Here is a 26,265-nt window from a genome sequence, read left to right as displayed (position 1 = left end):
CCGCCCTCCCTTATCCTCCCAAGGAGTTAAACCATGAAACGCCTTTCCAGCGCTCTTGCCGCTCTGGCTGTTGCGACCGGCCTCGTCTCTCCGGCTTTCGCAGAAACCACGCTTAACGTGCATTATCCGATGCCCGGCTTCTTCAAAGATGTCATGGCCGACATCTCGAAAAAGTTCATGGAAGAAAATCCAGATATCAAGATCAACTTCGTAAGCCCCTCAGCGACTTATGAAGAAGGCATCCAGACAATCATGCGTCAGGCTGGCACGTCGGAACTGCCAGACATCACCTTCACTGGCTTGAACCGCCTGCGCGTATTGGCTGAACGCAATATCGGCGTCGACATGAAGCCGCTCGTTGATAAGGAAGCAGACCTTGAAGCTCAGGGCTTTACCGATCACCTGCTAAGCCTTGCTCGCGTTGGTGATCGTCAGGTCGGCCTTGCTTTCGCAACGTCAAACCCGATCATGTATTACAATGCCGATCTGGTTAAGGCTGCGGGCGGCAACCCAGATACACCGCCAACCACCTGGGACGAGGTGATCGAGCTCGGCGGCAAAATCAAGGCACTCGGGAACGGCAATGAAGGCATCGACTTCCGCTGGCAGGGTGACGACTGGATGTTCTCAGCGCTGCTTTTCGGCGCGGGCGGCACCATGCTCACAGAAGACGAAAAGAAGGTTGCCTTTAATGGACCGGAAGGCCTTGAAGCCTTCAAACTCGTTGATCGCTTGGTGAAAGAAGGCGGCATGCCAGTTCTGACCAAGGCTGCGGGTGAACAGGCTTTTGCTGCTGGTAAGGTAGGCTTCGCATTCCAGACCACTGGTGCGCTGCGCAACACAATCAAGAATGTTGGCGATAAGTTCGATATGCGCACCGCCAAGATTCCACTGCTTAACGCTGAAAAGGGTCGCTTGCCGACGGGTGGTAATGCAGTTGTCATCCTGACCGAAGACCAGGCAAAGCTTGATGCAGCCTGGAAATTTGCCAAGTTTGCTGCAGGCCCATACGGCGCATCGGTCGTTGTACCAGGTACCGGCTATGTGCCGAACAATGAATTGGCTGCGAAGTCGGATGAATATCTCGGCAAATTCTATGAAGAAAATCCGCTCTTCAAAGCTGGTCTGAGCCAGATGTCGATCATGATCCCTTGGTATGCATTCCCGGGCTCGAACGGCGTCAAGGTAACACAGACCATTGTCGACAACCTCTCGCGCGTTGTTGAGCAGTCGGCTACGCCTGAAGATGCTCTTGCCGATGCATCGAAAGAAGTTCAGCGCCTGCTGCCACGCAAATAGCTTCACAAAACAAAAAGGCCGCGCTGGATTGTCCAGCGCGGCCTTTTCTTGTCAAAAACGAAGATCAGAAGGTCCAGTTTCTTGCCTTCGAGAACAGGAAATCACGGAAAGCATGAAGCTTGGCAGAATTCTTCAGCGCTTCCGGATAACAGAAGAACGTGTCGAAGGATGGGATTTCCTCAAGCTCTGGCAGAAGCTGAACAAGCCCGGATTCCTTGTCCGCCATATAGTCAGGCAACACCGCAATTCCGACACCACGCTGGACCGCACGACGAATGGAAAGCAGATTATTCACCTGCAAAACCGGAATGCGGGAGCTGCCATCGGACCGACCAGCGATCTCGAGCCAGTTCAATCCTGTCAGATAGCTTGGAGCAGGCTCACCGAATGTTACAACCCGATGCTGGTCGATCTCGTCTATGGAATTCAGCTTCCCATATTTCGAGACATAACCCGCAGAGGCATAAACATGCATATGCACGGTGAACAGGCGGCGCTGGATGAGGTCAGGCTGCTGGGGCTGGCGCAAGCGGATTGCGCAATCCGCATGACGCATGGTCAGATCCAGTTCCTCATTATCGAGGATCAGCTGCAGCTGAATATCCGGGTAAAGCTCGACAAACTCCTGAATGCGCTCGATCAGCCAGCCCGAGCCAAGACCAACCGTCGTGGTCACACGCAGGCGACCCGTCGGCTTTTCCTTGCTTTCGGCAAGCTTGGAGCGGACATTTTCGAGCTTCATCAGCACGTCATGCGCCGTGCGATAGAGCGTTTCGCCTTGTTCCGTCAGAATAAGTCCACGCGCATGACGATGAAACAGCGGAACGCCGACATCCTGCTCAAGCGCGCTGACCTGACGCGAAATAGCCGACTGCGACAGATGCAATGTCTGCGCGGCATGGGTAAAGGACCCCGCTTCCGCGGCAGCATGGAATATGCGCAGTTTATCCCAGTCGAGCGGTGCGACCACCTTCTCCCCCTCTCGTTACTCCGCAGCTTCGTGCAGCGGTTCCTGTGCAGCCAACCAGCGCTCTGCTTCCAGAGCAGCCATGCAACCCATACCTGCTGCCGTTACAGCCTGCCGGTAAATATCGTCCGTAACGTCACCGGCGGCAAAAATGCCTGGAACGTCTGTGGCCGTTGAATCAGGTGCAGTCCAAAGATAGCCGTTTGGCTTCTGCTTGAGTTTGCCCTCGAACAAAGAAACGGCAGGTGCGTGGCCAATGGCGATGAAAACGCCATGTACGTCGTGAACAGCCGTTTCGCCCGTGACAACATTCTTGAGGCGCACGCCGGTCACTGTCGCGCCCATTGGTGGCTTGGCCTCGGTGCCGACGATTTCGTCGATGACGCTGTTCCAGACGACTTTAACATTGTCGCGGTTCAGCAGGCGATCCTGCATGATCTTTTCTGCGCGGAAGCCTTCGCGGCGATGAACAACGGTCACACTCTTCGCAATATGCGAAAGGTAAAGCGCTTCCTCGACAGCGGTATTGCCGCCGCCGACAACCACGACATCTTTGCCGCGATAGAAGAAACCGTCACAGGTCGCACAAGCTGAAACGCCGCCACCCATGAAAGTCTGTTCGCTCTCGAGCCCCAGCCACTTAGCCTGCGCACCGGTCGCAATGATCAGCGCATCACAGGTATAAACCGTGCCAGAATCGCCAATCAGGCGGAATGGACGCGATTTCGTATCGACCTCTGTGATGATGTCATAAAGAATTTCAGCGCCGACATTCTGAGCCTGCGTCGCCATCTGATCCATCATCCATGGACCCTGAACAGGTTCGGCATAGCCCGGATAGTTTTCCACATCGGTGGTGATCATCAGCTGACCACCCTGCTGCAAACCGGTAATGATGATCGGCTTGAGCATGGCGCGCGCTGCATAAATGGCTGCTGTATATCCTGCCGGACCTGAGCCGATGACAATGACGGGCGCGTGACGCTGTGACATGGGTAGTTCTCCGGTCCCAAAAATCGATTTAAATCGCGGACTTCAAGCTTACTAGAATCGCCTTCGCGCTCAGCTCTGCCAATGCCCTGATATTATGGCCAAGGTAGGTCTGCAAACTGGCCATTGCAAGGTTCGACCAGCATTTGAAGCCCGTTAGCCACAGCTTGTGACCTTTCGGCATGGCTATACGTCACACCACATTGCAGCTGGCAATTTCCCGCGTTAAACACACAGGATATGAAGCAGCTTCTAAAAAACGCTGGAGCCGACCGCCATCTATAAGACAGTCGCCAATATCTGTGCGCGTTTCGGCCTTGTTATGGCTGTTGCAATGCTGCTGCCTGCAGCCATCGATCTGCGCGACGGCAGCGATGACTGGCTGATTTTCGTGCGCTCTGCGGCAGCAACCGGGGCGCTATCCGCGCTGATCCTGTTTGCCACACAAAACCAAAACACACGCTTCACACCACGTCTTGGTTTTCTGTTGACTGCCTGCCTTTGGCTCACCGCAAGTTTTCTTGGCTCTATCCCGCTTTATTTTTCACATCTGCCGATCAGCTACGCGACGGCATTCTTTGAGGCCATGTCAGGTGTGACGTCTACAGGAGCTACAGCACTCACAGGCCTTGATGACATGCAGCGCGGTATTCTGCTGTGGCGCTCTCTGCTTTGCTGGATCGGGGGCGTTGGCTTCATCGGCTTGGCCCTCTTGATGCTGCCGTCGTTGCGAGCTGGTGGTCTGGCGCTGTTCCATATGGAAAACTCGGACAAGTCGGAAAAAATTCTGCCGCGCATGAACCAGATCGCGCTCGGCATTATTTTGGCTTATCTCACCCTGACAGCCGCCTGCATGATCGCTTATTTCGCGGTTGGCATGAGCATCTTCGATGCAATCAATCACGGTTTAGCGACGGTCGCGACGGCCGGTTTTTCGACCCATGATAATTCGTTCGGCTTTTATGAAGGCAACCGAATGTTGCTGGTTGTTTCGACAGTTTTCATGGTGCTGTCGGCCCTGCCCTTCGTTTTATACATCAAGGCATTTATGCCACGCCGTACAGAACTGCTGAAAGATCCCCAGGTGAAACTCTTCTTCACCATCGTAATCGGTTTCAGCTTCGTCCTCGCTGTCGTACTGCGCCTTGGTTCTAACGTTCCATTTGGCGATGCTCTGATTTCAGCTTCGTTCCACTTTGTCTCGGTCATCACAACCACCGGCTTTACAACCGAAGATTACTCACTGTGGGGACCACCCGCGATAGGCATCTTTTTCCTCGCGTCCTTTCTGGGCGGCTGCGCAGGCTCGACGTCCGGCGGCATCAAGATGAACCGTCTCATCATCCTGTGGAGCTTGACACAAGCCAATCTGGCACGCCTCGTCATGCCCCACGCTGTTATTAAAATCCGGTACGGTTCATCGGAAGTGTCTGGCGAGATCGCCCAGAACGTATTGCTCTATCTGTTTCTCTATATCGCATCGCTCATTATCGGCGCGGTCTTGCTCGCCTCACTTGGCCTCGACTTCGTGTCCGCCTTCACTGGCGCACTGACCGCATTATCCAATGTTGGCCCCGGATTCGGCGATACAATTGGTCCTGTGGGCAATTTTTCGACGATCCATGACCCCGCACTTTGGGTGCTCTCGTTCCTCATGTTGGTCGGCCGCCTCGAGCTCATAACCATATTTATCCTGTTCACACGTACTTTCTGGATGCGCTAACAACGCTTTAGGCGGTTTACATCCGGTCGTTTCTTTTGGTATGAGCAGGATTAGATTGCGCTATACCAGCGCTGAGTGTTTTATAATTACAACCGACTGAAATATCCTTGCGCGCGGAGTTTTGCATGCCTATCAAGGCTGATCTGGACGATATCGATTGGAAAATCCTTCGGGAGCTCCAGAATGACGGGCGCATCACCAATGTCGAACTCGCTGAACGGGTCGGAATCTCGGCCCCTCCTTGCTTGCGTCGTGTACGCAAACTCGAGGAAAGCGGCGTTATTCGTGGCTACCGCGCAATCCTGAATGGTAATGCGCTCGGCCAGGATCTGGTGGCTTTCTGCTCGGTTGGCTTGCACCGTCAGGCTGATGCCGATCTCAAGGCATTTGCGGAGAAAACGAAGCAGTGGCCTCTGGTACGCCGCGCATGGATGGTTTCTGGCGAATCCGACTTCCTGCTTCATTGCGTTGCACGCGACCTCAACACCTTCCAGACTTTCGTCATTGAAGAGCTGACCGCGGCCCCAAATGTGGATTCGGTACGCACAGCGCTGACAATTCGTCCGGTCAAGGACGAGCCTCTGATGATTCTCTGATAAGATAAATATTCCATAAAAGAGCGACTGCGTTCCGGCGCAGTCGCTCTTTTTATTTGGAATTAAGTTCAGCTGTTAAAGACACGCTCATAAACGGCGCTGATAGCGTCCGCTTCTTTTTCGAGCGGAAATGCTTCATGCACATGGGCAAGCGCATTTTCACCATGGCGCTGCGCCATAGCCGGATCGGCAAGATATGGCTCAATCGCATCGCGAAGCGCGTCGCCATCACCCGCTGCAACAAAGCTGCCCGTGCCGTCCACGATCATTTCGGCATAAGCGCCGGCATCACTTGCAACGACAGCAGTTTTTGAAGCCATTGCTTCCAGCGGGGTCAGGCCAAAACCTTCGTTACGCGATGGCGCAACATAAAGCGTCAACCGGCGGTACCAGACACGGATATCCGGCACTTCACCTAAGATAAGAATACGATCCTGAAGACCTGCAGCAGCAATACGCGCTTTCAGATCATCCTCGAACGACTGATGTTCGGACGTTGTGCGACCAGTAATAACTGCCGTCCATTCCGGATATTTCGGCAAAAGCGCAATCATCGCATCGACAAAAAGGTCGGTGCCTTTGGAATGACGCACACGCCCAAAACAGCCAACGGCATATTTGCCCGGCAACCCTGACGCGCTGAATGCATCAGCCAAATCAACGGGCGGATGAAAACGCTCAAGATCGACACCATGCATAATCACGTCATGCGGCACTTGAAGAAAACTGCCCGACCGGCCACTGGTCGCAATCACCGCATTCATGCGACGGATCAGCCATTTGGTGAAAGGCTTGTGGTCACGCTGCGCAGCTGAGGTGAATACCAGTCGAAGCTTCATACGCAGAATATCGCGCATGAAAATACCCGCCAGCATTTCGACATTGCGGCGTGCATGCCAGATACGAAAACGGCGTTTGGCGGGCTTTTTCCAGAACGAGAAAAGTGCTGACCAGCCCAGATGCGGCAGGCTGTCAGGAAGCCCAGGCCCCATTGTTGCAATGCCCAATCCCTTTGCGCGTTGCAAAGGGATGAGCTGTACGATGGTCGAAGTCACACCCGAAAGGCGGCGCTTGAAGTTCGGCGCTACGACTTCAACCTGTTCAACGGGAACGGACACGTTTCGACTCAAGCGAACTTGAAGCCGACAATTTCGTAAGAACGCGAACCGCCCGGTGCATTGACCTCGATGGTATCGCCTTCACCCTTGCCGATCAGCGCACGCGCGATCGGGGAAGAAATCGAAATACGACCTTCCTTCACATTGGCTTCCTGATCGCCAACGATCTGATAGATTTTTTCTTCTTCGGTATCTTCATCAATAAGCGTGACAGTGGCGCCAAACTTGATCTTGTCGCCGGTCAGCTTCGTAACGTCGATAACTTCTGCGCGGCCAACGAGGTCTTCCAATTCGTTGATTCGACCTTCATTGAGGCTCTGCGCTTCTTTTGCTGCATGATATTCGGCATTTTCAGACAGATCGCCATGTGCACGCGCTTCAGCAATTGCCTCAATGATCCGCGGGCGTTCATTTTGCTGACGCGTGCGGAGTTCTTCCTTGAGGTTTTCGAAACCGCGAGGGGTCATTGGGAACTTTTCCATACCCAGTCCAGTCCTTTCCATCGCCCGCCGCACGTCCCTCCAGGATGAGCGCGACGGTAGTTTGGTTGCCCGCCTGATCTTGAGCCGTGTTTGGCACAAGACACCCGCCCGGGAGGTGAATTCACCCGCCGGTACACAAAAAGAAAACGGTCACCGAAGCACACGCTTCGGAACCGTTCAAAGTGATGTTGCTTAAACTATAGCATTTTCGTCGATCATTTCACGAAGAAAAATTTAAGCCTGTTAATTGTATCCAAAACCGCAGCTATTTTGCAGATACAGGCCAGCTCGCTGGCCACTTTTCGGGGCCGCCCGCATAATTGCCGTCGCAATCACCTTTCGAGCGTTCTTCAACGAGCACAAAGCGAACCTTGCCCTCCCCGTCGTCAGTCGCTTTCCAGACGTCATAGATGCCGCAATCACCCAATCCCCTGCCCTTGAAGAACGCTGTGATCGTTTTATTCGACTGCGACCAATCAATATTCCAGGCCTGATCCGTTGTGCTTGGTCCAGCATCTGAAATGGTCGGCAGCGAAATTGGGACGACCTGATTCTCGCTCTGGCTATAGAACACGTAAGACTGATTATATGCCCCAGGAGAACCACACGGCATTCCGATCAGATTAAGCCCATCCGCAATCTTTGCATTAAAACCGCCACCGGAGCTGAACGAATCCCCGTTTGATGTTCCGCAAACGCCATCCTCGTCAGTGAAGTCTTTGCGGACTTGTTCGGGAATCTGCTGAACATCCTTGATCAATGTCACATCAGGCGCAGGCGGGGCTGACTTGGCGCCTTTGGCTTGAAGTGCATCAACCGTTCCTGCACGCGATTGCTGTTCGTCAATATAGATCAAGCCTCCCACAAAACCGGAAAGCGAATAGTTCGAAACCTTGCCTGCGAATTTAAGCTGCAGCTTCTGACCATTCCTCATCGCTTCAATCAATTTGGCGACCGCGTCCGCATCTCCATAGCTGAGTTGTTCATCCTGCAACTTCATGACTGACGCATCGACACTCAACGCGGGCTTGCCATCAATCGATAGCTCCAGCTTACCCGACACTTTCGATGGGTCGATATAAGAGAGTTGAAGTTCAGGCTTTGCGCCCACAGCACGACCGCGATAAATGCCCAATCCCGGCGCACCGTCACTGGCAACTGGTGTCAGGGATAATGTGCAATTCTGCGCGAAATCACACAGGACGGATGTATCGCGGATCAACTTGTAGGCGGCGTAAGAGACGCCAAGACTGCTCAATATCGACGTAAAAACCGTCCCGGCCAACAAGATAGCTTTACTGCTCTTTTTCAATGAAAGCATAAACAACTCCCCGCGTGTAAATATTTGCTTTCTTATGTGCAGCAGTGTCGCAGTGAAACTACTACCTTGCCGATTATCCCGAATATTCTCTATAGCATATCCTGCCCCGGGAAGATGAACCAAATGAAAGAGGGCAGTTCTCTTTAGAGCACCCTCTGCGCTTCAAGAAGCCAAGAGCCGCTTAAAGAATTATTTGGTGGGATGAGGCAGCAATGACGCGCGTTCAGGCAAATTTACTTCTCCTTTTGGCGGGCGTCATTTGGGGTATGGGCTTCGTCGCGCAGTCTACCGCAATGGCAAGCATAGGCCCCTTTTTGTTTATCGGTGTCCGTTCAGCCATTGCCGCCCTGACCGTACTACCATGGTCAATCGCCGAAAGCAGACGCTCACCGCATAAGCTTAAAGGCTCGAACTATCTTTACTTCATGGTCGTTGGAGCAACGCTTTTTATCGGCCTTGTGCTGCAGCAGATCGGACTGATCACCACCTCCGTCACCAATGCCGGTTTCCTGACAGGTCTTTATGTCGTGATGGTGCCGGTGCTCGGCGTGATTATTTTCCGCAGCTGGCCACATCCTGTTGTCTGGCCAAGCGCTATCGCCTGCCTCACAGGCATATTCCTGTTATCAGGCGGGGAACTAAGCGCTCTCAAACAAGGCGACTGGCTTGTCATTGCCGGTGCTGTTTTCTGGGCTATGCAGGTTTTGTTGATTAGCCGTGCCAATCGCGCAGGTCGCCCGATCACGCTGAGCTGCGTTCAGTTTGCGACCGCCGCAGTCGCAGGCTTGCTGATCGCCGCAGCAATTGAAGACATTAACTGGAACGTCATCGCACTCACCTGGAAAGAACTGCTGTTCACCGGCGTCTTTTCATCCGGCATCGCATTCACGCTGCAAGCCATCGGCCAACGCTATACCACCTCGGCACAGGCTGCGATTTTCCTGTCGTCCGAAGCGATCTTTGCAGCAATGTTTGGCGCAATTTTCCTTGGCGACCGGCTGACTTTCATCGGCTTCATCGGCTGTGGTTTGCTGTTTACAGCGATGCTTGCTGTCGAACTGGTTCCGATGTTCTGGAAACGTAAAGCGGAACCAATCCCGGCAGCTGCTGAATAATTACCCTCGGAAAATAAGGGCCGCCCCGCCTGCGATCAGCGCAAAGCCAAGCACATGATTCCAGGTGAAGGCTTCTTTGAGATAGAAGATCGAGAACAGGCTGAATATCACCAGCGTGATCACTTCCTGCATCGTCTTGAGTTGGGCAGCTGAATAGACTTCATGCCCGATACGATTTGCCGGCACAGCCAGACAATATTCAATCAGAGCAATGCCCCAACTGATGAAAATGACAGTGACCAGAGGGGTACTGGTGAACTTGAGATGCCCGTACCAGGCAAAGGTCATGAAAACATTAGAGCCGATCAGAAGCAGGATCGGCAGAACACTTGGCGACATCAGTGCTGACATGGAAAGAACTTTGGGGACCGGGAGGACACTGTCGCGGCTTGGCCCGAAACCGCTTTTAAGCGTTAGCACAAAGCCATGAAGATTTCGTCGGACTTATGACCATCAATTGGGCGATAAATCACCTTATTTGCGCCGCAGCTCTTAACAGGCTCACTGACTGTTCGTTTACGCTTATCGGCTAATATGAACGGAAGCCCGGTTCCAAAATGAAAGGCAGGGGCATGAGTTTTGCGTTGTCCGCTCGCTTTCACCATTACGTATTACCGGCATCTCTTGCGCTGTTCACACTTGTTGCAGGCTGTTCCGGAGAACGGCCGCCGCGACCGCAGGCAGATATTGGCAACACCGATGTCATGGTCCCGCCTGCCCCTGTTGCTTCGGTGAACACACCGCAGGAACAACGTGTCGTGGGGTTGGCGGAGGAAATCGAAAACAACGCCAATGAAATGACGACACAGAGCCAGCCGCATTACACTGGCGATTACGGTTTTGCGACACCTGTACAGAACCCAGTCAGCACTGCGGAGAACATCTACACGATGTCCAATTCGGAAGCCGCTTGCCGAACCCGGCTAAAGCGCCTCGGTGTTGTCTTCACTGAAAAATCACCCATCAATCAAAGCGGCAGCTGTCGTATCGACAACCCTATTGAAGTCAGCGGCTTTAACAGCGGTGCCATCGCTTTCAAACCTGCCGCGACTTTGAATTGTCAGGTGACAGAAGCCTTTGCGCGCTGGATCAAGGGCGACTTGCAGCCATCTGCGCGCCTTCGTTATCTGTCCGGCATCAACACCATTCACAATGCCGGTGGCTATTCCTGCCGCACAATGAACCATCGCCGTGGCGCCAAAATGTCGGAGCATTCTCGCGGCAATGCGATCGATGTCACCAAGATCGTTCTGAATAACGGCAAGAGCATCACGGTGCGCAAGCCCGGCTTCTTTGCTTTCCGCGAAAAAGGCTTGCTCAACAGCGTGCGCTCGGACGCCTGCTCCTATTTCACAACCGTTCTTGGGCCAGGCTATAACCGCGAACATGCCGACCATTTTCACTTCGACCTGATGCAGCGACGCAGCGGCCACCGTGCCTGCAAGTAGTAAAAAAGCCCGGATCACCCGGGCTTTTTCGATTCTATTTCATCAGCTTAGCGAAACAGGCTGAATCAGTTCCCGAACTTGCTTACTCAGCCGGAACTGGTGTCGGCTGGCCACTCTTGTCGAGTGCCACCATGACGAATTCGCCATGTGTAACCAGATCCATTTCGTCAGCTAGATAGCGCTGAGCCCATGCTTCAACGCGCAACGTAATCGAGGTGCGACCAACGCGCGTAATCTCGGTATAAACACACAGAACGTCGCCAATCTTGACCGGCTTGGCGAAAGACATTTCACGCACCGCAGCTGTTACAACGCGGCCCTTGGCACGTTCTGCAGCACGAATGCCGCTGGCCGTATCCATCTGCGCCATAACCCAGCCGCCGAAAATATCACCAGCCGAATTGGTATCTTTAGGCATGGCCTGCGTGCGTACAGTCAACATGCCCTTTGGCGCATTAATATCATTCATCAGTAGGTCCTTCGATCACCAGAGGCGCATCCCAAACCGCATGAAGCGGTTTCGTAAAAGATGCACGTCAAAACAGAAAACTAGAGTCATCGCTGAGTATGCTGCAAGCCTCTCCGAAGGGAAAGTGCGACATGCGCACCGCAGCCATGCAAATCAGGCACGAAACACCTACAAAAGTTAAACTCTTAATTATTAATCATACCGTAAATATTCATATTGGCTTTAAAGTAATAATAACAATTACCTGCTATGTATAAATTCATGTAATACATATCAAGGGCTAAAATGAAGATTATTATTACATCATCTATTGCTACATTAGCAGTTTTATTTGCAACGAATGCTGAAGCATATAGTGGCCTTGCAACCGCGAATATAAACCTTCGCACTGGCCCCGGCACACAATACCCATCAATGGGTAGAATTCCGAATGGTGTCCTTCTCAACGTTGCAGGCTGCACCAGCGGATATGGTTGGTGTCGCGTCAACTATGCCGGCCTCGACGGTTGGGCTTCTTCAAATTACATCGCCGTACAAACGGGTGGTGGTGGTTACACGACCAACGACAATTTCGGCTCGACTGCCGCAGCCGTCGGCATTCCCCTGATTGCCGGGCTGGTGATCGGCTCGGCAATAAACAACAATCGATGGGACGATGGTCCAAATTGGGGACCAGGATGGGGACCACGCCCATACCGTTCCGGCTGGGGCCCCGGCCCTTATCGTCCGGGCCCAGGTTGGCGCGGACCCGGCCAGTGGGGTGAACCACGTCCACATTGGGGTGATCGTCCCGGCTGGCGAGACCACCCCGGCTTTCACCCAAATGTCTACGGCCCCGGTGATCGCTGGCGTCCACGCGGGCCACGGTGATTGCCACCTCCTGACAGCCTGATGTCAGGAGCCATATAGAATTGCGACGCGGCGCACCGGATTTGTTCCATATTTGATCCGGGCGCCCTTTTCATTTGTGCCGTGAAATTCCATATTGGGAACATGGCCTCCTCAAAAGACAAATACACTCAGGATTCGCATGATGAAACTCGCGGCTTTGGCGAAGCGCCTCAGTCCGGTTTCTCAGGTGCGCCGCTTTCAGGCTCAATTTCCGACTGGGCGAAAGAGATAGGGGATGAGGCTGAAAAACCTCAACCTAAAGCCAAATCACCCAAAGCAGCGAAGACACCGAAAAAGGTGCCTGAACGCAGCAAAGAAGCGACGCGCAGCGCGCGCGGTACGTCCATGGGCGGCGCAGCCTCCGCTAAGGAACGCGCAGCCGCTGGCCTTAATCCTGTTGCGGGACTTGATATAAGCCTCGAAGACGCCACGGCTCTTAATCCTTCAGGCGCCACGGCTACCGTCAAAGCGCTGTCTGACCTGATTGAATCCGGCAATCCTCTGTTCAAGAATGGCGAGCTTTGGACACCGCACCGCCCTGCCCGTCCGGCCAAATCCGAAGGCGGCATCGCGATTGAGATGGAATCGAGCTTCGAGCCATCTGGCGACCAGCCGACAGCGATCCGCGACCTGATCAGTGGTTTGAACGACGAAGATCGGACACAGGTTTTGCTCGGCGTCACCGGCTCCGGTAAAACCTTCACCATGGCGAAAGTCATTCAGGAAACGCAGCGTCCGGCGCTTATTCTTGCGCCGAACAAGACGCTTGCAGCGCAGCTTTACGGTGAGTTCAAAAACTTCTTCCCGAACAATGCCGTGGAATATTTCGTTTCCTATTACGATTACTATCAGCCCGAAGCCTATGTGGCGCGGTCGGACACCTATATCGAAAAAGAATCGACCGTAAACGAACAGATCGACCGGATGCGCCACGCAGCAACGCGTGCGCTGATCGAGCGCGATGACGTTATCATCGTGGCATCGGTTTCGTGCATTTACGGTATCGGTTCGGTCGAAACTTATACCGCCATGACGTTTGAGATGAAAATTGGCGACCGGCTCGACCAGCGCCAGCTTCTCGCCGATCTCGTGGCACAGCAATATAAGCGGCAGGACATCAACTTCGTCCGCGGCTCATTCCGTGTGCGTGGCGATACGATTGAAATCTTCCCGGCCCACTTGGAAGACCGCGCATGGCGCATCTCGCTGTTTGGCGACGAGATTGAAACCATCGCTGAGTTTGACCCGCTGACTGCCCAGAAGACCGGCGATCTTCAGTCAGTCAAGATCTATGCGAATTCGCACTATGTGACACCACGCCCAACGCTTAATCAGGCGATCAAGTCCATTCAGGAAGAGCTGCAGCATCGTCTTGCGGAACTCACCCGCGCAGGTCGTCTGCTCGAAGCGCAGCGCCTTGAACAGCGCACGAATTTCGACCTTGAAATGTTAGAGGCAACCGGCGTCTGCAACGGCATCGAAAACTATTCGCGCTATCTGACAGGCCGCCAGCCGGGCGAACCACCTCCGACCCTATTCGAGTACATCCCGGACAATGCTCTGGTCTTCCTCGATGAAAGCCACGTCACTGTTCCACAGATTGGCGGCATGTATCGCGGCGACTTTAGGCGCAAAGCAACATTGGCCGAATATGGCTTCCGCCTGCCATCCTGCATGGATAACCGCCCGTTGCGCTTCGAGGAATGGGACGCCATGCGTCCGCAGACCATCGCGGTTTCGGCAACGCCCGGCAAATGGGAAATGGAAGAAGCTGGCGGCGTATTTGCCGAACAGGTCATCCGCCCGACCGGCCTGATCGATCCGCCAGTAGAAGTGCGTCCTGCGAAAAGTCAGGTCGATGATGTGTTGGGCGAAATCCGCGAAACTGCGCGCAAGGGCTATCGTACGCTCTGCACGGTTCTTACCAAGCGCATGGCGGAAGATCTAACCGAGTATCTCCACGAACAGGGCGTTCGCGTGCGTTATATGCACTCGGACATCGACACGCTGGAACGCATCGAAATCATTCGCGATCTGCGCCTTGGCGCGTTCGACGTGCTGGTGGGTATCAACCTGCTGCGCGAAGGTCTCGATATTCCGGAATGCGGGTTCGTCGCCATTCTTGATGCCGACAAGGAAGGTTTCCTGCGTTCGGAAACGTCTCTCGTTCAGACGATCGGTCGTGCGGCTCGTAACGTTGACGGCAAGGTTATTCTTTACGCCGACAACATCACCGGCTCGATGCAGCGCGCGATGGATGAAACCAGCCGCCGCCGCGAAAAGCAGGAAGCCTACAATCTTGAGCATGGCATCACGCCTGCCTCGGTGAAGAAGAATATCTCGGACATTCTGAACTCGGTTTACGAGCAGGATCACGTCCGCGCCGATATTTCGGGCTTTGCCGAAGAAGGCTCGATGATGGGCAACAATCTTGCTGCTCATCTTGAACATCTTGAAAAACAGATGCGCGATGCCGCCGCCGATCTCGACTTTGAAAAAGCAGCGCGTCTGCGTGATGAGGTCAAGCGCCTGCGCGAAATGGAACTGGCGATTGCCGACGATCCAATGGCGCGGGAAGTGGAACTTGAAAGCCCTGTAACTGGCCGTACCAAGGGCCGTCACAATGCGGGCCGTAAGGTTCACCGCACGGTCGATGACGAGCCGAAGAAGTCGCTTTTTGCCAAGCCTTCGCTCGACAACATGGGACCGGGCACGGACATGGCCAAACCGCTGTTCCGCAAGAACACGCTGGATGAAATGACTGTCAAGCGGACAGAAAAACCGGCAGGTGCGGATGAAGCTCTTCTTCGCCGCGAACGTTCAGGCATCGGCTCTTATGAAGACCCGGCTGAAACCGCCCGCAAGAAGCGTCGCCCCGGCAAGACTGGCCGACCGGGGCGGTAATATCGCAAAGCTCGGAGGCTGCTTCTTACCAGCCTTCGATTACGATCTTACCCTTGGCCTTACCGCTTTCAAGCACAGCATGAGCTGCCTTGAGATTTGTGGCGTTGATCGGGGACAGCACGTCCGTCACAGTCGTTTTGATTTTGCCTGCATCGATCAGGCGTGCAACTTCATTCAGAAGTTTGCCCTGCTCACCCATGTCGGCAGTTTCAAAAATTGGACGTGTGAACATCAGTTCCCAGTGCACTGACACGGACTTGCGCTTGAATGGCATGATGTCAAGCTTGTCCGGATCGTCAATCAGACCGAACCGTCCCTGTGGTGCGATCAGTTCAACGATTTCGCTAAGATGATCCAGCGTTTGCGTGGTCGAGAACACAAAGGCAGGCGCACCAATCCCCAAAGCCTCGACCTGCTCTGCCAAAGGCTTACTGTGATTGATGACATGGTGCGCGCCGAGCTGCTTGACCCATCCCTGGGTTTCAGGACGAGATGCTGTCGCAATTACAGTCAGATCGGTTAATGCACGAACGAGCTGGATCGCGATAGAACCCACACCGCCTGCCCCACCAACAATAAGCACCGCATTGGCGGCACCGGGCACAGGCTTGCGCACATCAAGCCTGTCAAAGAGCATTTCCCAGGCAGTAATCGACGTAAGCGGCAAAGCTGCAGCCTCACTCTTTGCAAGCGATACCGGCGCCTGTCCAACAATACGCTCGTCCACGAGGTGATATTCACTGTTTGCACCCTGACGGATAAGTGACCCGGCATACCAGACCTTGTCGCCAGTCTTGAAGTTCTGGACCGCCTCACCGGTTTCAACCACCGTTCCAACCGCATCCCAACCCAGCACTTTCCATGTGCCTTCGTCTGCCGACGCACGGTTCCGGATTTTGTAATCGACGGGATTGACCGATATCGCCTCGACCTGCACCAGCAGATCACGGCCTTTCGCAACAGGCTTATCCAGTTCGACATCAACCAGCGAATCTGCACGATCCAGCTTTCCGGCAGTTTGATAGGCAACAGCTTTCATAGTCTTTGCTCCATTTGCTATGGATCAAATATTAGACTACTATCTCAAAATGAAAATACGCACAAAAATCGCCCATAGTGACGATATCTGTACTTAGTATATAAAGGTTACTGAAATGACCAAGCCAAAGCACTCACGCTTCGATTGCAGTCCCGGCTGCGCAGTCGAGGCTGCCATCAGCCTCATCGACGGCAAATGGAAGAGTGTGGTGCTATATCATCTTCTGGATGGAACGCTGAGGTTCAATGAATTGAGACGGCAGATACCGGGCGTTACGCAGCGTATGCTCACCAATCAGCTACGTGAGCTGGAAGAAGATGGCCTGATTGAGCGCAAGGTCTATGCGCAGGTTCCGCCCAAAGTGGAATATAGCCTCTCCCCACTTGGCCGCAGCATTGAGCCCATTCTTCTTGCACTCAAAGACTGGGGTGACACCAATATCGAGCGTTTTAGCAAGCAACAGTCAACACAAACTGCGGCTTGAAAAAAGCGGCCCATGAAGGCCGCTCTTTTAGTTCAGTTATCTTACCGGCACTGACCACCGCCAGTAATGCGATAGCCTGCGCGTTCTGCTTCACAGCGGTTAGGGAATGTCTGCCTGTCATTACCCCTGCGGGCGCAAACTGGCATATATTCCCGTGTGCAGGCACCGGCACCCAGCCCCGGACGACCCGGTCTGTTGCCTTGATGCGGCGGGCGTCCTGGCCGCTCTCCTCCCCAGCCCGAACCAGGCCCCGGCCTTGATGTGCATTGTCCGTTGCCAACGATCCGATAGCCATCGGCACGCGCTTGGCAGGCGTTACCAAACGTCTTGCGCGAAGACCCTCGCTCACCGCAAACCGGCGCGTAAATCATCGGGCACATTTGCGGCTGCGATGGGCCTGGCCGCACCGGCGGGCGATAATCAGGGCCACCTTCAGCGACGCAGCCTGCAAGAAATAAGGCACCTGCCAATAGGCTCAAACGACTGATTCTGTTTAGAAGCATTGCTCTCTCCCTCTCCTGTTAACTGCTAAAATGGCACAGCGAAGAGGAAGAACAAGGATATATTCGCGTATATTCCGGTTCCCTCCGCGAAACTCATATCGACAAGTCAGAAACTTCCTTTACTCTGTCGGTAGCTTTCGGGGATGAATGGCGGAAAGGCTGCATGAAGCGTTCGCATCTGGCTATAGCAACTGTCGCAGTTTTCCAGCTTCTTTGCTGGCCAGAAGCTATCAATTCCGCCTTTGCTGAAAATGGATCGGAAGCCGAAATCTATGGTCCACCGATGCCCCCCAAGAAAGCGGAGCCCACGGTCGCACGAATCTGCGAGTTGATTGAAGCGAGCGCCGAACATCGCGGAATTCCAAAAGACTTTTTTGCACGGCTGATCTGGAAGGAAAGCCGTTTTGATCATCGCGCTGTCAGCCCTGTGGGCGCACAGGGCATTGCACAATTCATGCCCTATACGGCCAAAGAACGCGGTTTGGCAGACCCATTCGATATCGAACAGGCCATCCCGGCTTCAGCCAGTTTTCTCAGTGAACTGAAAGGCGCCTTCGGCAATTGGGGGCTTGCAGCTGCAGCCTATAATGCCGGGCCGACACGCGTCTCCAACTGGATGCGCTCAGGCGGCTTTCTTCCATTGGAAACCGAAGATTACGTGCTGGATCTGACTGGCGCTCCTGCCGATAACTTTGCGTCGGGCAATGAAATTACCAATCGTCCGCTTGATGCAAAACTCACCTTTACGGAAGCCTGCAAGCGTCTGCCCATCGTTAGAACAGCAACGATTCCCATGTCGCAGATCAAGCCGAAGCCATGGGGTATTCAAGTTGCCGGTAATTTCCGACGCAGCGTTGCCGTTAATCAATGGAGCAGGTTGCGTAAACAATTCTCGTCAGTACTCGCCGGGCATAACCCTGTCATCAGTCGCGTTCGCACACCGATGGCGCGACGTGGAATCTATGCGGTCCGTATCGGTGCAGATAGCCGTTCCGAGGCTGATAACATTTGCAGTAAACTTCGCGCAGTTGGTGGAGCCTGCATAGTTTTGCGTAATCGCTAAGCATATTCGAATGCTATACCATAGTATGATACGATATATTGCGACCAGAATGTTCTATTTTGGTATTAAACCGTCGTTATTCTCGTAATTTTTGTACAAATTCGTGACGATACCGTTTCAAAGATAACCAATCACATATTCTGTGAAGAATTTGCTTGCCAAACTACGCGGCATAGATCAGTCTTCGTTCGTCCGGGCAATTTGAGTACAAACGGAAGACTGGAAGAACGGCGCGCCGGAACCGCTAGAAGTTCCGGGTCGGGGAGTAATCTCTGGCAATGATCGGTTCCTTTCCAATGTCGAAAACTGCCTGCATGACCCTCTGCCGGGTGTGTGGTGCGTTCGGCAGAAGTTGTAATTCCACTGTTTTCTAAAAAAGCAGTGGCGCCAAGGAAAAGGAACGGATCCCATGGCACAGACCGGACAGGTCAAATTCTTCAACTCCGAAAAAGGTTTCGGATTCATCAAGCCAGATGATGGCGGCGCAGACATTTTCGTGCACATCTCCGCTGTTCAGGCGTCGGGTTTGGCCGGACTTGCTGACAATCAGAAGGTTTCCTACGAGACGGAACCGGATCGTCGTGGCAAAGGCCCTAAGGCTGTAAACATTACCGTTACTGAGTAATCGTTTACCCAAAAAGATCTATACCCCGGCCAACGCCGGGGTTTTTTATTGGCCGATCATTGGCCCAATATGCGCCTAAAAACACCTCACTTAAAACGCGCGAAATATTACCAGCACGGTATTTAATTTACCGCTTATCAGCGGATTCCGCCGCGCCTTCACCATTGTTCAGCCTCCATTCATGTCGAGAATATTAACTTGATATTCATGATTGATGCGATGTGCCGACCGGCCCGCAGCATCTCCGAAATTGCAGTTGTGCTTCTGAAGGAGCGGACAATGGACAAACTACTTAAAACAGCTATTCTGGCAGTTGCCTCGATAGCAGCAGTCTCAGCACCGCTGGCAGCGGCTTCGGCAGACTCCTGGGGCCGTCGCGGCTGGGATCGCGGCGACTGGAACCGTGGTGGATGGGATCGCCCATACCATCGTCATCGTGACCGCACAGGTGATGCTGTTGCAGCTGGTGTAATTGGCCTCGCAGCAGGCGCATTGCTCGGCAGCGCTCTGAGCCAGCCGCAGCCAACCTATGTGCAGCCAGCTCCGGTTTATGCGCCGCCCCCACCGCCTCCAGCCTATTATCCAGCGCCGCCAGCACGCAGCGTGCAGTATCGCGTTGGGTATGAACCATGGAGCCGTGGCTGGTATCAGTATTGCTCGGACCGCTATCGTTCATTCAATGCAAATACCGGAACCTATCGTGGTTACGACGGTCGGGATCATTTCTGCTCAGCAAACTAATCCCGTACCAGACTAGAATAGCCGCTTACAGCGGTTCCGGTTAAGAAAGAATCGTTGAAACCGCTGTAACTGTTTGTTTTTACGCATTATCCGACGCAAAACCGCTTCGCACTTTTGCTGGAAATGCTATAATACAAAAACTCCATGAGTATGACTCATGGAGTTTTTGTTTAGGACCGAGTGGCGATTGTTTTTTCAAAGCTTGATGCGTCAGCATCTGGAGCCGCCTCGTTATAGAAGGGCGCCTTTCTCAGGCTCTCCTCCGGATATCATGCATATCCGATATTGTTCAGAAACGGATTGTTGCGGCGCTCTTCACCGAAACGACTTCCCGTACCATGTCCGCAGAGAAAGCCGACATCGTCGCCCAGCGGTAAAAGCTTTTCTTTGATCGAACGGATCAACGCGTCATGGTCTCCGCCTGGCAGATCTGTTCGACCCACAGACCCGTTAAACAGAACATCACCAACAATCGCAAAACGCGCTTCCGGGTTATAAAAAACAACATGACCTGGCGCGTGACCCGGGCAATGGAAAACGTCAAACGCATGGCCAGCAACGGTGACTGTGTCACCTTCTTCGAGCCAGCGATCCGGCGTTATGTTGCGTACACCTTCGGTCAAACCGTATTTCAAGCCAGTCGTAACCAGACTGTTGAGCAGAAACTCATCATCCTTGTGCGGGCCGATAACATCAACGCCCAAAGCGTCTCTAAGTTCAGATGCCGCGCCAGCATGATCGATATGACCATGCGTGATCCAGATCGCTTCAACTTCGATATTCTGAGAAGCGATTGCTTCCTTGATGCGCTCAAGATCGCCACCCGGATCAATCACCACACCCTTTTTCGTTTCCGCATCAAAAAGGATTGTGCAGTTCTGCTGAAATGGCGTCACCGGAACGATTATGGCCTGAAGTTGCCCCATGAAATACTCCATTTGGTCAGCGTGATTGAAAAGGCTGCATATATTGCCGTCCCCCATCACATAATGCGGCATGACATGCTTGCAAAGCCCCTCAAACAAAACGGGCGGCCTTAAGCCGCCCGTTTTCCCCTCTCTCACGAAGGTCCGAAGCACATCTTGTCGGAAAACAGTTATTCTGCAGGATGCACTCAAAATCGGTTGTTGTCCCCACAACCGCGCTATTTGCTTACACTCAGGCTTTGCTTGCCAGCGAGTTCTTGATCAGCCCGATAATTGCCGTGAGGACGATACCGCCCACACCACCACCGGCCAGCTGGCCAACGACACCATTAAGAACAGAGTCCAACCCGCCACCGGACAGTAAAGGCAGAAGCTGACCAAGAATAACGCCACCAATGCCACCGGCAACAGTGTTTCCTGCGGTACCGAGGCTCAGATTCTTGACAGCACCAGCAATGTTGCCGCCGACTGCACCTGAAACAAGCTGGAGAATGATAGGCAGTAGAGATTCCATAATCGTCACCCCATCTGAGTTAAAAGCCGGAATAACGCGAATCCGACTTGGAAAATCTTGAACCGAAACTTCCCAATGTCAAACAATAAGCATTCACATAGTAAAAAAGCGGCTTAAAAGCCGCTTTTTTCTGTTTAAAACCATATTACTCAGCAGCTATTCGCTTGGGCTGAACTTCGGCTGTATAGTCATTCATCAGCAAATTCGTAATCTCGCCTGGCTTGAAATGGTACTTGCCGATTTCAGAAACCGGCGTCACTTCGGCAGCCGTGCCGCACAGGAAGCATTCGCTGAATGTTTCCATTTCTTCTGGCATGATAACGCGCTCGATAACTTCCAGACCACGGCGCTTGGCAAGATCAATGATCGTGCGGCGCGTAATACCGTCGAGGAAGCAATCAGGCTTTGGCGTATGCAAAGCACCATCCTTCACGAAGAAGACATTGGCACCCGTGGCTTCAGCAACCTGACCACGCCAATCCAGCATCAACGCGTCGGCATAACCCTTGGCTTCTGCCGCGTGCTTGGAAATGGTGCAGATCATATAAAGACCGGCAGCCTTCGAGCGCGAAGGTGCAGTGCGCGGGTCTGGGCGGCAATATTCAGCAATATCGAGGCGAATACCCTTCATTTTCTCTTCTGGCGAGAAATAGCTTGGCCACTGCCAGATCGCGATTGCCAGATGAATGCGATTGTTCTGTGCGGAAACGCCGAGCGACTCCGAGCCGCGCCATGCAATAGGACGCACATAGGCATCTTCAAAGCCCTGCTTTTTCAGCAGCTCGCGGCAGGCATCGTTGATTTCATCCACGCTGTAGGGAATCTCGAAACCAAGAATTCGCGCCGATTCATGCAGACGCTCGGTATGCTCCGTCAGCTTGAAGATTTCGCCGCCATAAGCGCGTTCACCTTCAAAAACTGCACTCGCATAGTGCAGACCATGGGTCAGCACATGAACCTTTGCTTCCTTCCAGGCGACGAACTCGCCGTCCTGCCAGATAAACCCTTCCCGTTGATCGAATGGAATCGCAGCCATTTTAGCTTCCTCAAAGTTGGGCTACGGTTTTTCCGCCCGCCCGTTTTGCCCTGATGGGCCTTTCCCTAGTCTTTTCTCACCATTTAAATCGATATAACTGGTAAGATAGAGACGTTTTTCTTTGCCAAGACTGGCATTTTACAATCAAACACGCTGAGGTCAGCTCAAACAATTATGCTGAGATCAGACAAAGAATGCATGTAAAACAAAGATATTTCCGGCAATTACGGAAAATAACGCTCGCTATTGGTCATTACCGTCCTTAAGGGACAGTATGACACAGCTAACCGCGTAATTATCTCTCCTCCAACATGCAGCAGCGCAAACTTTATTCCAAAAAAACCGGTCTGCACTTCCCAAAAATTATCTTGGCGATTGAGTTATGTCAACAATGCTGACATATTTATCGCAACAGGATGGAGCTTCGATGTGAACTCGACGAATGATATGAACTACATAAGCAACCCTCTAACCTCTCTGGAGGCAGATGACCTCAACGTCATTGAGTTGCTGTTCTTTTCCTATCGCGATTTCACCGCCGACCCGGATCTAATCCTTGAAAAGATTGGGTTTGGCCGCGCGCATCACCGTGTGCTGTATTTTATCAACCGTAAGCCCGGCATGACTGTAGCAGAGCTACTTGATGTTCTGCGTATCACCAAGCAAAGCCTGTCGCGTGTTCTCAAACAATTGATCGACACAGGTCACGTTGTTCAGGCTACCGGACTTCACGACCGCCGCCATCGCAAACTTTATCCCACGAAAAGCGGACGACAACTCACTCTCGCGCTTGCTCTGCCACAGTCGCGCCGCATCGCACGGGCATTGGAAGAATCCGGAGCGGCAGAACGCGAAGTTATTGAACGTTTTCTTTATAATATGGTCAATCCTGAGCGCCGCGCCCAGATCGATGATTTTGCAGCAACCGAAACGGCTGTGGAAGCATCTTAAAGCATTTCCAGCAAAAGCGGGAACCGATTTTGCGTCAGATAATGCGTAAAAACAAATAGTTACAGCGATTCAGCCTTAACTGAAACCGCTGTAACCCCAACCTGAGAAGGCTGGGGGAGAACGCGCAACAATATAAGCCCCGCATAGACGCGCCGTCTTGCAGTGGCTAAGATGCGGTATGTTATGGAAGATCATGAAATGGTTTTCCTCCATATACGTGAAGTAAAAAGCCCAATGCCGTGCGGCATCCTTTGCACGGTAATTTGGCACAGGATGGGATCAAACGACGCCATGGCTGTAGAAGAATCGAACCTATCGGATGACGCGCCACATCTTCTTGTTGTCGATGACGACACGCGAATCCGTAGCCTTCTTTCACAATATCTGACGACGAGCGGCTTCCGCGTCACCATGGCAGGCAGCGCTGCAGAAGCGCGCCGCAAGCTTGAAGGCATCGACTTTGATCTTCTGATCCTCGACGTCATGATGCCAGGAGAAACAGGCGTTTCGCTGACCCGCTCGCTGCGCGAGCAGAAGAGCGTGCCGATCCTCATGCTGACAGCTCTGTCGGAAACAGACAGCCGCATTGACGGCCTGTCGGCCGGTGCAGATGACTATTTGCCAAAACCTTTCGATCCGCGTGAGCTGATCCTGCGTATCAACAATATTCTTCGTCGTGGCGCCACACCGACCCAGCCGAAGATCGAGCAGATCGTTTTCGGCCCTTACACTTTCTTCATTCCACGTCGCGAACTGAAGAAAGGCACGGAAACGATCAAGCTTACGGATCGTGAGCAGGACATAATGGCGATTTTCGCCGAGCGTGCTGGCGAAACCATTCCACGTCATGAACTGACTGGTCAGGATGGCGATGTCGGCGAGCGCACGATTGATGTGCAGATCAACCGTCTGCGCCGTAAGATCGAACAGGACCCGGCCAACCCGGTCTGGCTGCAAACAGTTCGCGGCATCGGCTACAAGCTGAGCATCGAATAGTAATTCGAAGAGAGAGAGCGGAGCCTCGCAAATTTCAGAGCGTGACAAAAGCCATGCAACTAGCAGAACCGTCTGGAGTTATCTGAGACGATGAAGTCACCCTGGAAATCGATAACACGCTGGTTTGCGCGCAGAATGCCTAAAGGGCTTTATGCGCGCTCGCTCATCATCATCATTGCACCGATGGTTCTCCTTCAGTCAGTGATCGCTTATGTCTTCATGGAAAGACATTGGCAGATGGTGACTGAGCGGCTTTCAACAGCCGTTGTCCGCGACATTTCTGCGATTATCGACATTCTGGAAACCTATCCGCAGGAACCCGGATACGACAATCTAATCCGCATTTCGCAGCAGCGCCTCGGGCTCAACATTTCGATCCTGCCTCCTGACCCGCTGCCACCGCCGGGGCCAAAACCGTTCTTCGCTATTCTCGATTACTTCCTGAGTGAAGAAATCACACGCCAGATCAACCGCCCCTTCTGGGTCGATACGGTTGGCGATTCTGATCTCATTGAAATCCGCATCAAGCTCGATGATAAAGTGCTACGCGTCTTTGCACGCCGCAGTCAGGCTTATGCGTCTAATACCGGCATCTTCCTGACATGGATGATCGGCACGGCGCTTGTGTTGCTGATCATCGCCATCGCCTTCCTGCGCAACCAGATCAAGCCAATACAGCAGCTTTCGCAGGCCGCTGAAAGCTTCGGTAAGGGCCGTCCAATGCCGGAAGGCTTCCGTCCGCATGGCGCGGAAGAAGTTCGCCGCGCAGGCATTGCCTTCATTCAGATGCGCTCGCGTATCGAACGTCAGATTGAACAGCGCACGGCAATGCTCTCGGGCGTCAGCCACGATCTGCGTACGATCCTCACCCGCTTCAAACTGCAACTGGCGCTCACCGGCAATGCCATAGACACAGAGCCGCTTAATCAGGATATTGCTGATATGCAGACCATGCTTGAAGGCTATCTGGCCTTTGCGCGCGGTGAAGGATCGGAAGAAGCAGCGACCTATGATGTGCGCCTGCTCTGCGATAAGCTCGCCAACGAAGCACGGTTGCGGGAGCGCGGCTTCCAATATTCGATTGAAGGGGACAGCGAAGTCAATGTGCGCCCCAACGCCTTCTCGCGCCTTGTCAGCAATCTGGTTTCCAACGCCTTCCGCCATGCGCAAAATGTCGAGTTGGCAATCACACATGATGAAGGCTGGCTGAAGATCGTCGTGGACGACGACGGTCCAGGCATTCCGGAAGATCGCCGCGAAGACGTGTTCAAACCCTTTGTGCGCCTTGATGAAGCACGTACGCAGGATTCAGGCGGCACGGGTGGCCTTGGCCTCGCTATCGCGCGTGATATCGCACGAAGCCACGGCGGCGACATCGATCTGGAAGATGCACCAACCGGCGGGTTGAGGGCGATTATCCGCATTCCGGCTTAGAGCGCATCCCGAAAAGTGCGAAGCGGTTTTCGGAACAAGATGCGCGCAAAAACAAACAGATGTTGCGGCCCGAAAAGTGCGAAGCGGCTTTCGGAGCAAGGTGCGTTCAAAAACAAAGAGGTAGAGCATTTCCAATAATTCAATGAAAACCGGAAATGCTCTAAGTGATTGCACTAAACAGTGCCACGCACTCTAAACCTTGCTGATCGCCTGTCCCACAACATAACCAAGCGCCGTTGCAGCCAGGCAGGCGAAGAGCGAAATGCCGACATTCATAAGAGCGCGGCCCGGCATCCCAAGCCGCAGCAACTCAAACGTCTGCACACTGAATGATGAAAAGGTGGTGAAGCCACCACAAATACCGACCATAAAGGCAATACGCCATATTTCGGGTACTTCGAAACGGCTTGATGCCATCGTCATGGCGCCAAAAAAGGCGATAGCAAATGAACCTATGATGTTGACGACGATCGTACCCCACGGCAAATCTTTGCTCACCGGTGCCAGCCAGATGGCAAACCAGTAGCGCAAAACACTGCCAAGTGCTCCACCGATGGCGACGACGATCGTTCCCTGCATCTGTTCCATTCCTATCCGTTGCTTGCGCGATCAATCGCACAGAACATGCGA

Annotated in this window: 27 protein-coding genes; 14 read left to right on the top strand and 13 right to left on the bottom strand. The window is 53.3% G+C overall.

All coding sequences use genetic code 11. From position 1 onward, the window contains the following. Positions 1 to 33: 33 nt before the first annotated feature. Positions 34 to 1,299 (top strand): ABC transporter substrate-binding protein, encoded by a 1,266-nt coding sequence (locus tag QSJ70_RS00865; protein ID WP_113160049.1) that lies wholly within the window; start codon positions 34 to 36, stop codon positions 1,297 to 1,299. Positions 1,300 to 1,363: 64 nt separating this feature from the next. On the opposite strand, the gene QSJ70_RS00860 is transcribed toward QSJ70_RS00865, so the two are convergent. Then, a complete protein-coding gene (locus QSJ70_RS00860) occupies positions 1,364 to 2,269 on the bottom strand; it encodes a LysR family transcriptional regulator (RefSeq protein ID WP_007875944.1) in 906 nt (301 codons plus the stop codon). A gap of 15 nt (positions 2,270 to 2,284) precedes the next feature. Continuing rightward, positions 2,285 to 3,259: a thioredoxin-disulfide reductase gene (gene trxB, locus QSJ70_RS00855; RefSeq protein WP_007875945.1), complete on the bottom strand. Its 975-nt coding sequence runs from the start codon at positions 3,257 to 3,259 to the stop codon at positions 2,285 to 2,287. A gap of 319 nt (positions 3,260 to 3,578) precedes the next feature. Here trxB and QSJ70_RS00850 point away from each other — a divergent pair, with 319 nt between their 5' ends. Continuing rightward, positions 3,579 to 4,979, top strand: coding sequence for a TrkH family potassium uptake protein (locus tag QSJ70_RS00850; protein WP_007875946.1), 1,401 nt, complete (start codon positions 3,579 to 3,581; stop codon positions 4,977 to 4,979). A 125-nt stretch (positions 4,980 to 5,104) separates the two neighbouring features. Beyond that, positions 5,105 to 5,575, top strand: a complete 471-nt coding sequence (locus tag QSJ70_RS00845) for an Lrp/AsnC family transcriptional regulator (protein ID WP_007875947.1) — start codon at positions 5,105 to 5,107, stop codon at positions 5,573 to 5,575. Positions 5,576 to 5,643: 68 nt separating this feature from the next. Here the strand turns inward: QSJ70_RS00845 and QSJ70_RS00840 are convergent, their stop codons facing one another. From QSJ70_RS00840 to QSJ70_RS00830, 3 genes are all read right to left on the bottom strand, one after another. Next, positions 5,644 to 6,693, bottom strand: coding sequence for a glycosyltransferase family 4 protein (locus QSJ70_RS00840; RefSeq protein WP_502871657.1), 1,050 nt, complete (start codon positions 6,691 to 6,693; stop codon positions 5,644 to 5,646). 8 nt (positions 6,694 to 6,701) lie between these two features. Further along, positions 6,702 to 7,175 carry a transcription elongation factor GreA gene (gene greA, locus QSJ70_RS00835; RefSeq protein WP_285534481.1) on the bottom strand — a complete coding sequence of 158 codons (474 nt, stop codon included), beginning with the start codon at positions 7,173 to 7,175 and terminating at the stop codon, positions 6,702 to 6,704. Positions 7,176 to 7,440: 265 nt separating this feature from the next. Next, entirely contained in the window at positions 7,441 to 8,496 is a 1,056-nt protein-coding gene (locus tag QSJ70_RS00830; RefSeq protein ID WP_285534480.1) for a DUF1176 domain-containing protein, read from the bottom strand. 212 nt (positions 8,497 to 8,708) lie between these two features. Between QSJ70_RS00830 and QSJ70_RS00825 the strand changes: the two genes are divergently transcribed. Next, positions 8,709 to 9,611 (top strand): DMT family transporter, encoded by a 903-nt coding sequence (locus QSJ70_RS00825; RefSeq protein ID WP_064320858.1) that lies wholly within the window; start codon positions 8,709 to 8,711, stop codon positions 9,609 to 9,611. Here QSJ70_RS00825 and QSJ70_RS00820 read toward each other — a convergent pair whose 3' ends face one another. Further along, a complete protein-coding gene (locus QSJ70_RS00820; RefSeq protein ID WP_007875953.1) occupies positions 9,612 to 9,962 on the bottom strand; it encodes a DMT family protein in 351 nt (116 codons plus the stop codon). It lies immediately after the preceding gene. A 221-nt stretch (positions 9,963 to 10,183) separates the two neighbouring features. Here QSJ70_RS00820 and QSJ70_RS00815 point away from each other — a divergent pair, with 221 nt between their 5' ends. Beyond that, positions 10,184 to 11,059, top strand: a complete 876-nt coding sequence (locus QSJ70_RS00815) for an extensin-like domain-containing protein (protein ID WP_194779899.1) — start codon at positions 10,184 to 10,186, stop codon at positions 11,057 to 11,059. 82 nt (positions 11,060 to 11,141) lie between these two features. On the opposite strand, the gene QSJ70_RS00810 is transcribed toward QSJ70_RS00815, so the two are convergent. Continuing rightward, positions 11,142 to 11,528 (bottom strand): acyl-CoA thioesterase, encoded by a 387-nt coding sequence (locus tag QSJ70_RS00810; RefSeq protein WP_007875958.1) that lies wholly within the window; start codon positions 11,526 to 11,528, stop codon positions 11,142 to 11,144. Positions 11,529 to 11,813: 285 nt separating this feature from the next. Between QSJ70_RS00810 and QSJ70_RS00805 the strand changes: the two genes are divergently transcribed. Together QSJ70_RS00805 and uvrB are read left to right on the top strand one after the other, a co-directional pair. After that, positions 11,814 to 12,398 carry an SH3 domain-containing protein gene (locus QSJ70_RS00805; RefSeq protein ID WP_007875959.1) on the top strand — a complete coding sequence of 195 codons (585 nt, stop codon included), beginning with the start codon at positions 11,814 to 11,816 and terminating at the stop codon, positions 12,396 to 12,398. Positions 12,399 to 12,521: 123 nt separating this feature from the next. Then, positions 12,522 to 15,323, top strand: coding sequence for an excinuclease ABC subunit UvrB (gene uvrB / locus QSJ70_RS00800; protein WP_064320862.1), 2,802 nt, complete (start codon positions 12,522 to 12,524; stop codon positions 15,321 to 15,323). Positions 15,324 to 15,348: 25 nt separating this feature from the next. Here uvrB and QSJ70_RS00795 read toward each other — a convergent pair whose 3' ends face one another. Continuing rightward, positions 15,349 to 16,362, bottom strand: coding sequence for a zinc-binding alcohol dehydrogenase family protein (locus QSJ70_RS00795; protein WP_285534478.1), 1,014 nt, complete (start codon positions 16,360 to 16,362; stop codon positions 15,349 to 15,351). 115 nt (positions 16,363 to 16,477) lie between these two features. On the opposite strand from QSJ70_RS00795, the gene QSJ70_RS00790 reads away from it, so the two are divergent. Beyond that, positions 16,478 to 16,846: a winged helix-turn-helix transcriptional regulator gene (locus QSJ70_RS00790; protein WP_064320864.1), complete on the top strand. Its 369-nt coding sequence runs from the start codon at positions 16,478 to 16,480 to the stop codon at positions 16,844 to 16,846. Positions 16,847 to 16,887: 41 nt separating this feature from the next. Here QSJ70_RS00790 and QSJ70_RS00785 read toward each other — a convergent pair whose 3' ends face one another. Continuing rightward, positions 16,888 to 17,349: a Kazal-type serine protease inhibitor family protein gene (locus QSJ70_RS00785; protein WP_285534476.1), complete on the bottom strand. Its 462-nt coding sequence runs from the start codon at positions 17,347 to 17,349 to the stop codon at positions 16,888 to 16,890. A gap of 163 nt (positions 17,350 to 17,512) precedes the next feature. On the opposite strand from QSJ70_RS00785, the gene QSJ70_RS00780 reads away from it, so the two are divergent. From QSJ70_RS00780 to QSJ70_RS00770, 3 genes are all read left to right on the top strand, one after another. Continuing rightward, the gene (locus QSJ70_RS00780) at positions 17,513 to 18,412 is read left to right on the top strand and encodes a lytic transglycosylase domain-containing protein (RefSeq protein ID WP_007875964.1); all 900 of its coding nucleotides are present in this window, start codon (positions 17,513 to 17,515) and stop codon (positions 18,410 to 18,412) included. A 409-nt stretch (positions 18,413 to 18,821) separates the two neighbouring features. Further along, positions 18,822 to 19,037, top strand: coding sequence for a cold-shock protein (locus QSJ70_RS00775; RefSeq protein WP_007875966.1), 216 nt, complete (start codon positions 18,822 to 18,824; stop codon positions 19,035 to 19,037). A 279-nt stretch (positions 19,038 to 19,316) separates the two neighbouring features. Then, complete coding sequence (locus tag QSJ70_RS00770) at positions 19,317 to 19,778, top strand: BA14K family protein (RefSeq protein WP_285534474.1); 462 nt, start codon at positions 19,317 to 19,319, stop codon at positions 19,776 to 19,778. A 269-nt stretch (positions 19,779 to 20,047) separates the two neighbouring features. On the opposite strand, the gene QSJ70_RS00765 is transcribed toward QSJ70_RS00770, so the two are convergent. The 3 genes from QSJ70_RS00765 to QSJ70_RS00755 form a co-directional block, all read right to left on the bottom strand. Beyond that, a complete protein-coding gene (locus QSJ70_RS00765; RefSeq protein ID WP_113496218.1) occupies positions 20,048 to 20,704 on the bottom strand; it encodes an MBL fold metallo-hydrolase in 657 nt (218 codons plus the stop codon). 232 nt (positions 20,705 to 20,936) lie between these two features. Next, positions 20,937 to 21,218 (bottom strand): hypothetical protein, encoded by a 282-nt coding sequence (locus QSJ70_RS00760; RefSeq protein WP_007875973.1) that lies wholly within the window; start codon positions 21,216 to 21,218, stop codon positions 20,937 to 20,939. Positions 21,219 to 21,363: 145 nt separating this feature from the next. Further along, a complete protein-coding gene (locus QSJ70_RS00755) occupies positions 21,364 to 22,254 on the bottom strand; it encodes a branched-chain amino acid aminotransferase (protein WP_079212123.1) in 891 nt (296 codons plus the stop codon). 429 nt (positions 22,255 to 22,683) lie between these two features. Here QSJ70_RS00755 and QSJ70_RS00750 point away from each other — a divergent pair, with 429 nt between their 5' ends. The 3 genes from QSJ70_RS00750 to QSJ70_RS00740 all read left to right on the top strand — a co-directional run bounded on the left by QSJ70_RS00750 (position 22,684) and on the right by QSJ70_RS00740 (position 25,635). Continuing rightward, positions 22,684 to 23,205 (top strand): MarR family winged helix-turn-helix transcriptional regulator, encoded by a 522-nt coding sequence (locus tag QSJ70_RS00750; RefSeq protein ID WP_039859981.1) that lies wholly within the window; start codon positions 22,684 to 22,686, stop codon positions 23,203 to 23,205. Positions 23,206 to 23,478: 273 nt separating this feature from the next. Then, positions 23,479 to 24,201, top strand: a complete 723-nt coding sequence (locus tag QSJ70_RS00745; RefSeq protein WP_079212124.1) for a response regulator — start codon at positions 23,479 to 23,481, stop codon at positions 24,199 to 24,201. A 90-nt stretch (positions 24,202 to 24,291) separates the two neighbouring features. Next, positions 24,292 to 25,635, top strand: coding sequence for an ATP-binding protein (locus tag QSJ70_RS00740; RefSeq protein WP_285534473.1), 1,344 nt, complete (start codon positions 24,292 to 24,294; stop codon positions 25,633 to 25,635). Between the two features lie 192 nt (positions 25,636 to 25,827). Here the strand turns inward: QSJ70_RS00740 and crcB are convergent, their stop codons facing one another. Continuing rightward, positions 25,828 to 26,214, bottom strand: coding sequence for a fluoride efflux transporter CrcB (gene crcB, locus QSJ70_RS00735; protein ID WP_231195780.1), 387 nt, complete (start codon positions 26,212 to 26,214; stop codon positions 25,828 to 25,830). Positions 26,215 to 26,265: the final 51 nt, after the last annotated feature.

This window comes from Brucella sp. NBRC 12950, assembly GCF_030268145.1.
GTDB lineage: Bacteria > Pseudomonadota > Alphaproteobacteria > Rhizobiales > Rhizobiaceae > Brucella.
The sequence above is the reverse complement of the archived record's forward strand: the minus strand, read 5'-3'. Positions and strand labels throughout refer to the sequence as shown.

Excerpts from the sequence above, each read along its gene's own strand:
- QSJ70_RS00865 (WP_113160049.1), top strand. The coding sequence starts at position 34 with ATGAAACGCCTTTCCAGCGCTCTTGCCGCTCTGGCTGTTGCGACCGGC.
- trxB (WP_007875945.1), bottom strand. The coding sequence starts at position 3,259 with ATGTCACAGCGTCACGCGCCCGTCATTGTCATCGGCTCAGGTCCGGCA.
- QSJ70_RS00850 (WP_007875946.1), top strand. The coding sequence starts at position 3,579 with ATGGCTGTTGCAATGCTGCTGCCTGCAGCCATCGATCTGCGCGACGGC.
- QSJ70_RS00845 (WP_007875947.1), top strand. The coding sequence starts at position 5,105 with ATGCCTATCAAGGCTGATCTGGACGATATCGATTGGAAAATCCTTCGG.
- greA (WP_285534481.1), bottom strand. The coding sequence starts at position 7,175 with ATGGAAAAGTTCCCAATGACCCCTCGCGGTTTCGAAAACCTCAAGGAA.
- QSJ70_RS00830 (WP_285534480.1), bottom strand. The coding sequence starts at position 8,496 with ATGCTTTCATTGAAAAAGAGCAGTAAAGCTATCTTGTTGGCCGGGACG.
- QSJ70_RS00825 (WP_064320858.1), top strand. The coding sequence starts at position 8,709 with ATGACGCGCGTTCAGGCAAATTTACTTCTCCTTTTGGCGGGCGTCATT.
- QSJ70_RS00820 (WP_007875953.1), bottom strand. The coding sequence starts at position 9,962 with ATGTCAGCACTGATGTCGCCAAGTGTTCTGCCGATCCTGCTTCTGATC.
- QSJ70_RS00815 (WP_194779899.1), top strand. The coding sequence starts at position 10,184 with ATGAGTTTTGCGTTGTCCGCTCGCTTTCACCATTACGTATTACCGGCA.
- QSJ70_RS00810 (WP_007875958.1), bottom strand. The coding sequence starts at position 11,528 with ATGAATGATATTAATGCGCCAAAGGGCATGTTGACTGTACGCACGCAG.
- QSJ70_RS00805 (WP_007875959.1), top strand. The coding sequence starts at position 11,814 with ATGAAGATTATTATTACATCATCTATTGCTACATTAGCAGTTTTATTT.
- uvrB (WP_064320862.1), top strand. The coding sequence starts at position 12,522 with ATGGCCTCCTCAAAAGACAAATACACTCAGGATTCGCATGATGAAACT.
- QSJ70_RS00795 (WP_285534478.1), bottom strand. The coding sequence starts at position 16,362 with ATGAAAGCTGTTGCCTATCAAACTGCCGGAAAGCTGGATCGTGCAGAT.
- QSJ70_RS00790 (WP_064320864.1), top strand. The coding sequence starts at position 16,478 with ATGACCAAGCCAAAGCACTCACGCTTCGATTGCAGTCCCGGCTGCGCA.
- QSJ70_RS00785 (WP_285534476.1), bottom strand. The coding sequence starts at position 17,349 with ATGCTTCTAAACAGAATCAGTCGTTTGAGCCTATTGGCAGGTGCCTTA.
- QSJ70_RS00780 (WP_007875964.1), top strand. The coding sequence starts at position 17,513 with ATGAAGCGTTCGCATCTGGCTATAGCAACTGTCGCAGTTTTCCAGCTT.
- QSJ70_RS00775 (WP_007875966.1), top strand. The coding sequence starts at position 18,822 with ATGGCACAGACCGGACAGGTCAAATTCTTCAACTCCGAAAAAGGTTTC.
- QSJ70_RS00770 (WP_285534474.1), top strand. The coding sequence starts at position 19,317 with ATGGACAAACTACTTAAAACAGCTATTCTGGCAGTTGCCTCGATAGCA.
- QSJ70_RS00765 (WP_113496218.1), bottom strand. The coding sequence starts at position 20,704 with ATGGGGCAACTTCAGGCCATAATCGTTCCGGTGACGCCATTTCAGCAG.
- QSJ70_RS00760 (WP_007875973.1), bottom strand. The coding sequence starts at position 21,218 with ATGGAATCTCTACTGCCTATCATTCTCCAGCTTGTTTCAGGTGCAGTC.
- QSJ70_RS00755 (WP_079212123.1), bottom strand. The coding sequence starts at position 22,254 with ATGGCTGCGATTCCATTCGATCAACGGGAAGGGTTTATCTGGCAGGAC.
- QSJ70_RS00745 (WP_079212124.1), top strand. The coding sequence starts at position 23,479 with ATGGGATCAAACGACGCCATGGCTGTAGAAGAATCGAACCTATCGGAT.
- QSJ70_RS00740 (WP_285534473.1), top strand. The coding sequence starts at position 24,292 with ATGAAGTCACCCTGGAAATCGATAACACGCTGGTTTGCGCGCAGAATG.
- crcB (WP_231195780.1), bottom strand. The coding sequence starts at position 26,214 with ATGCAGGGAACGATCGTCGTCGCCATCGGTGGAGCACTTGGCAGTGTT.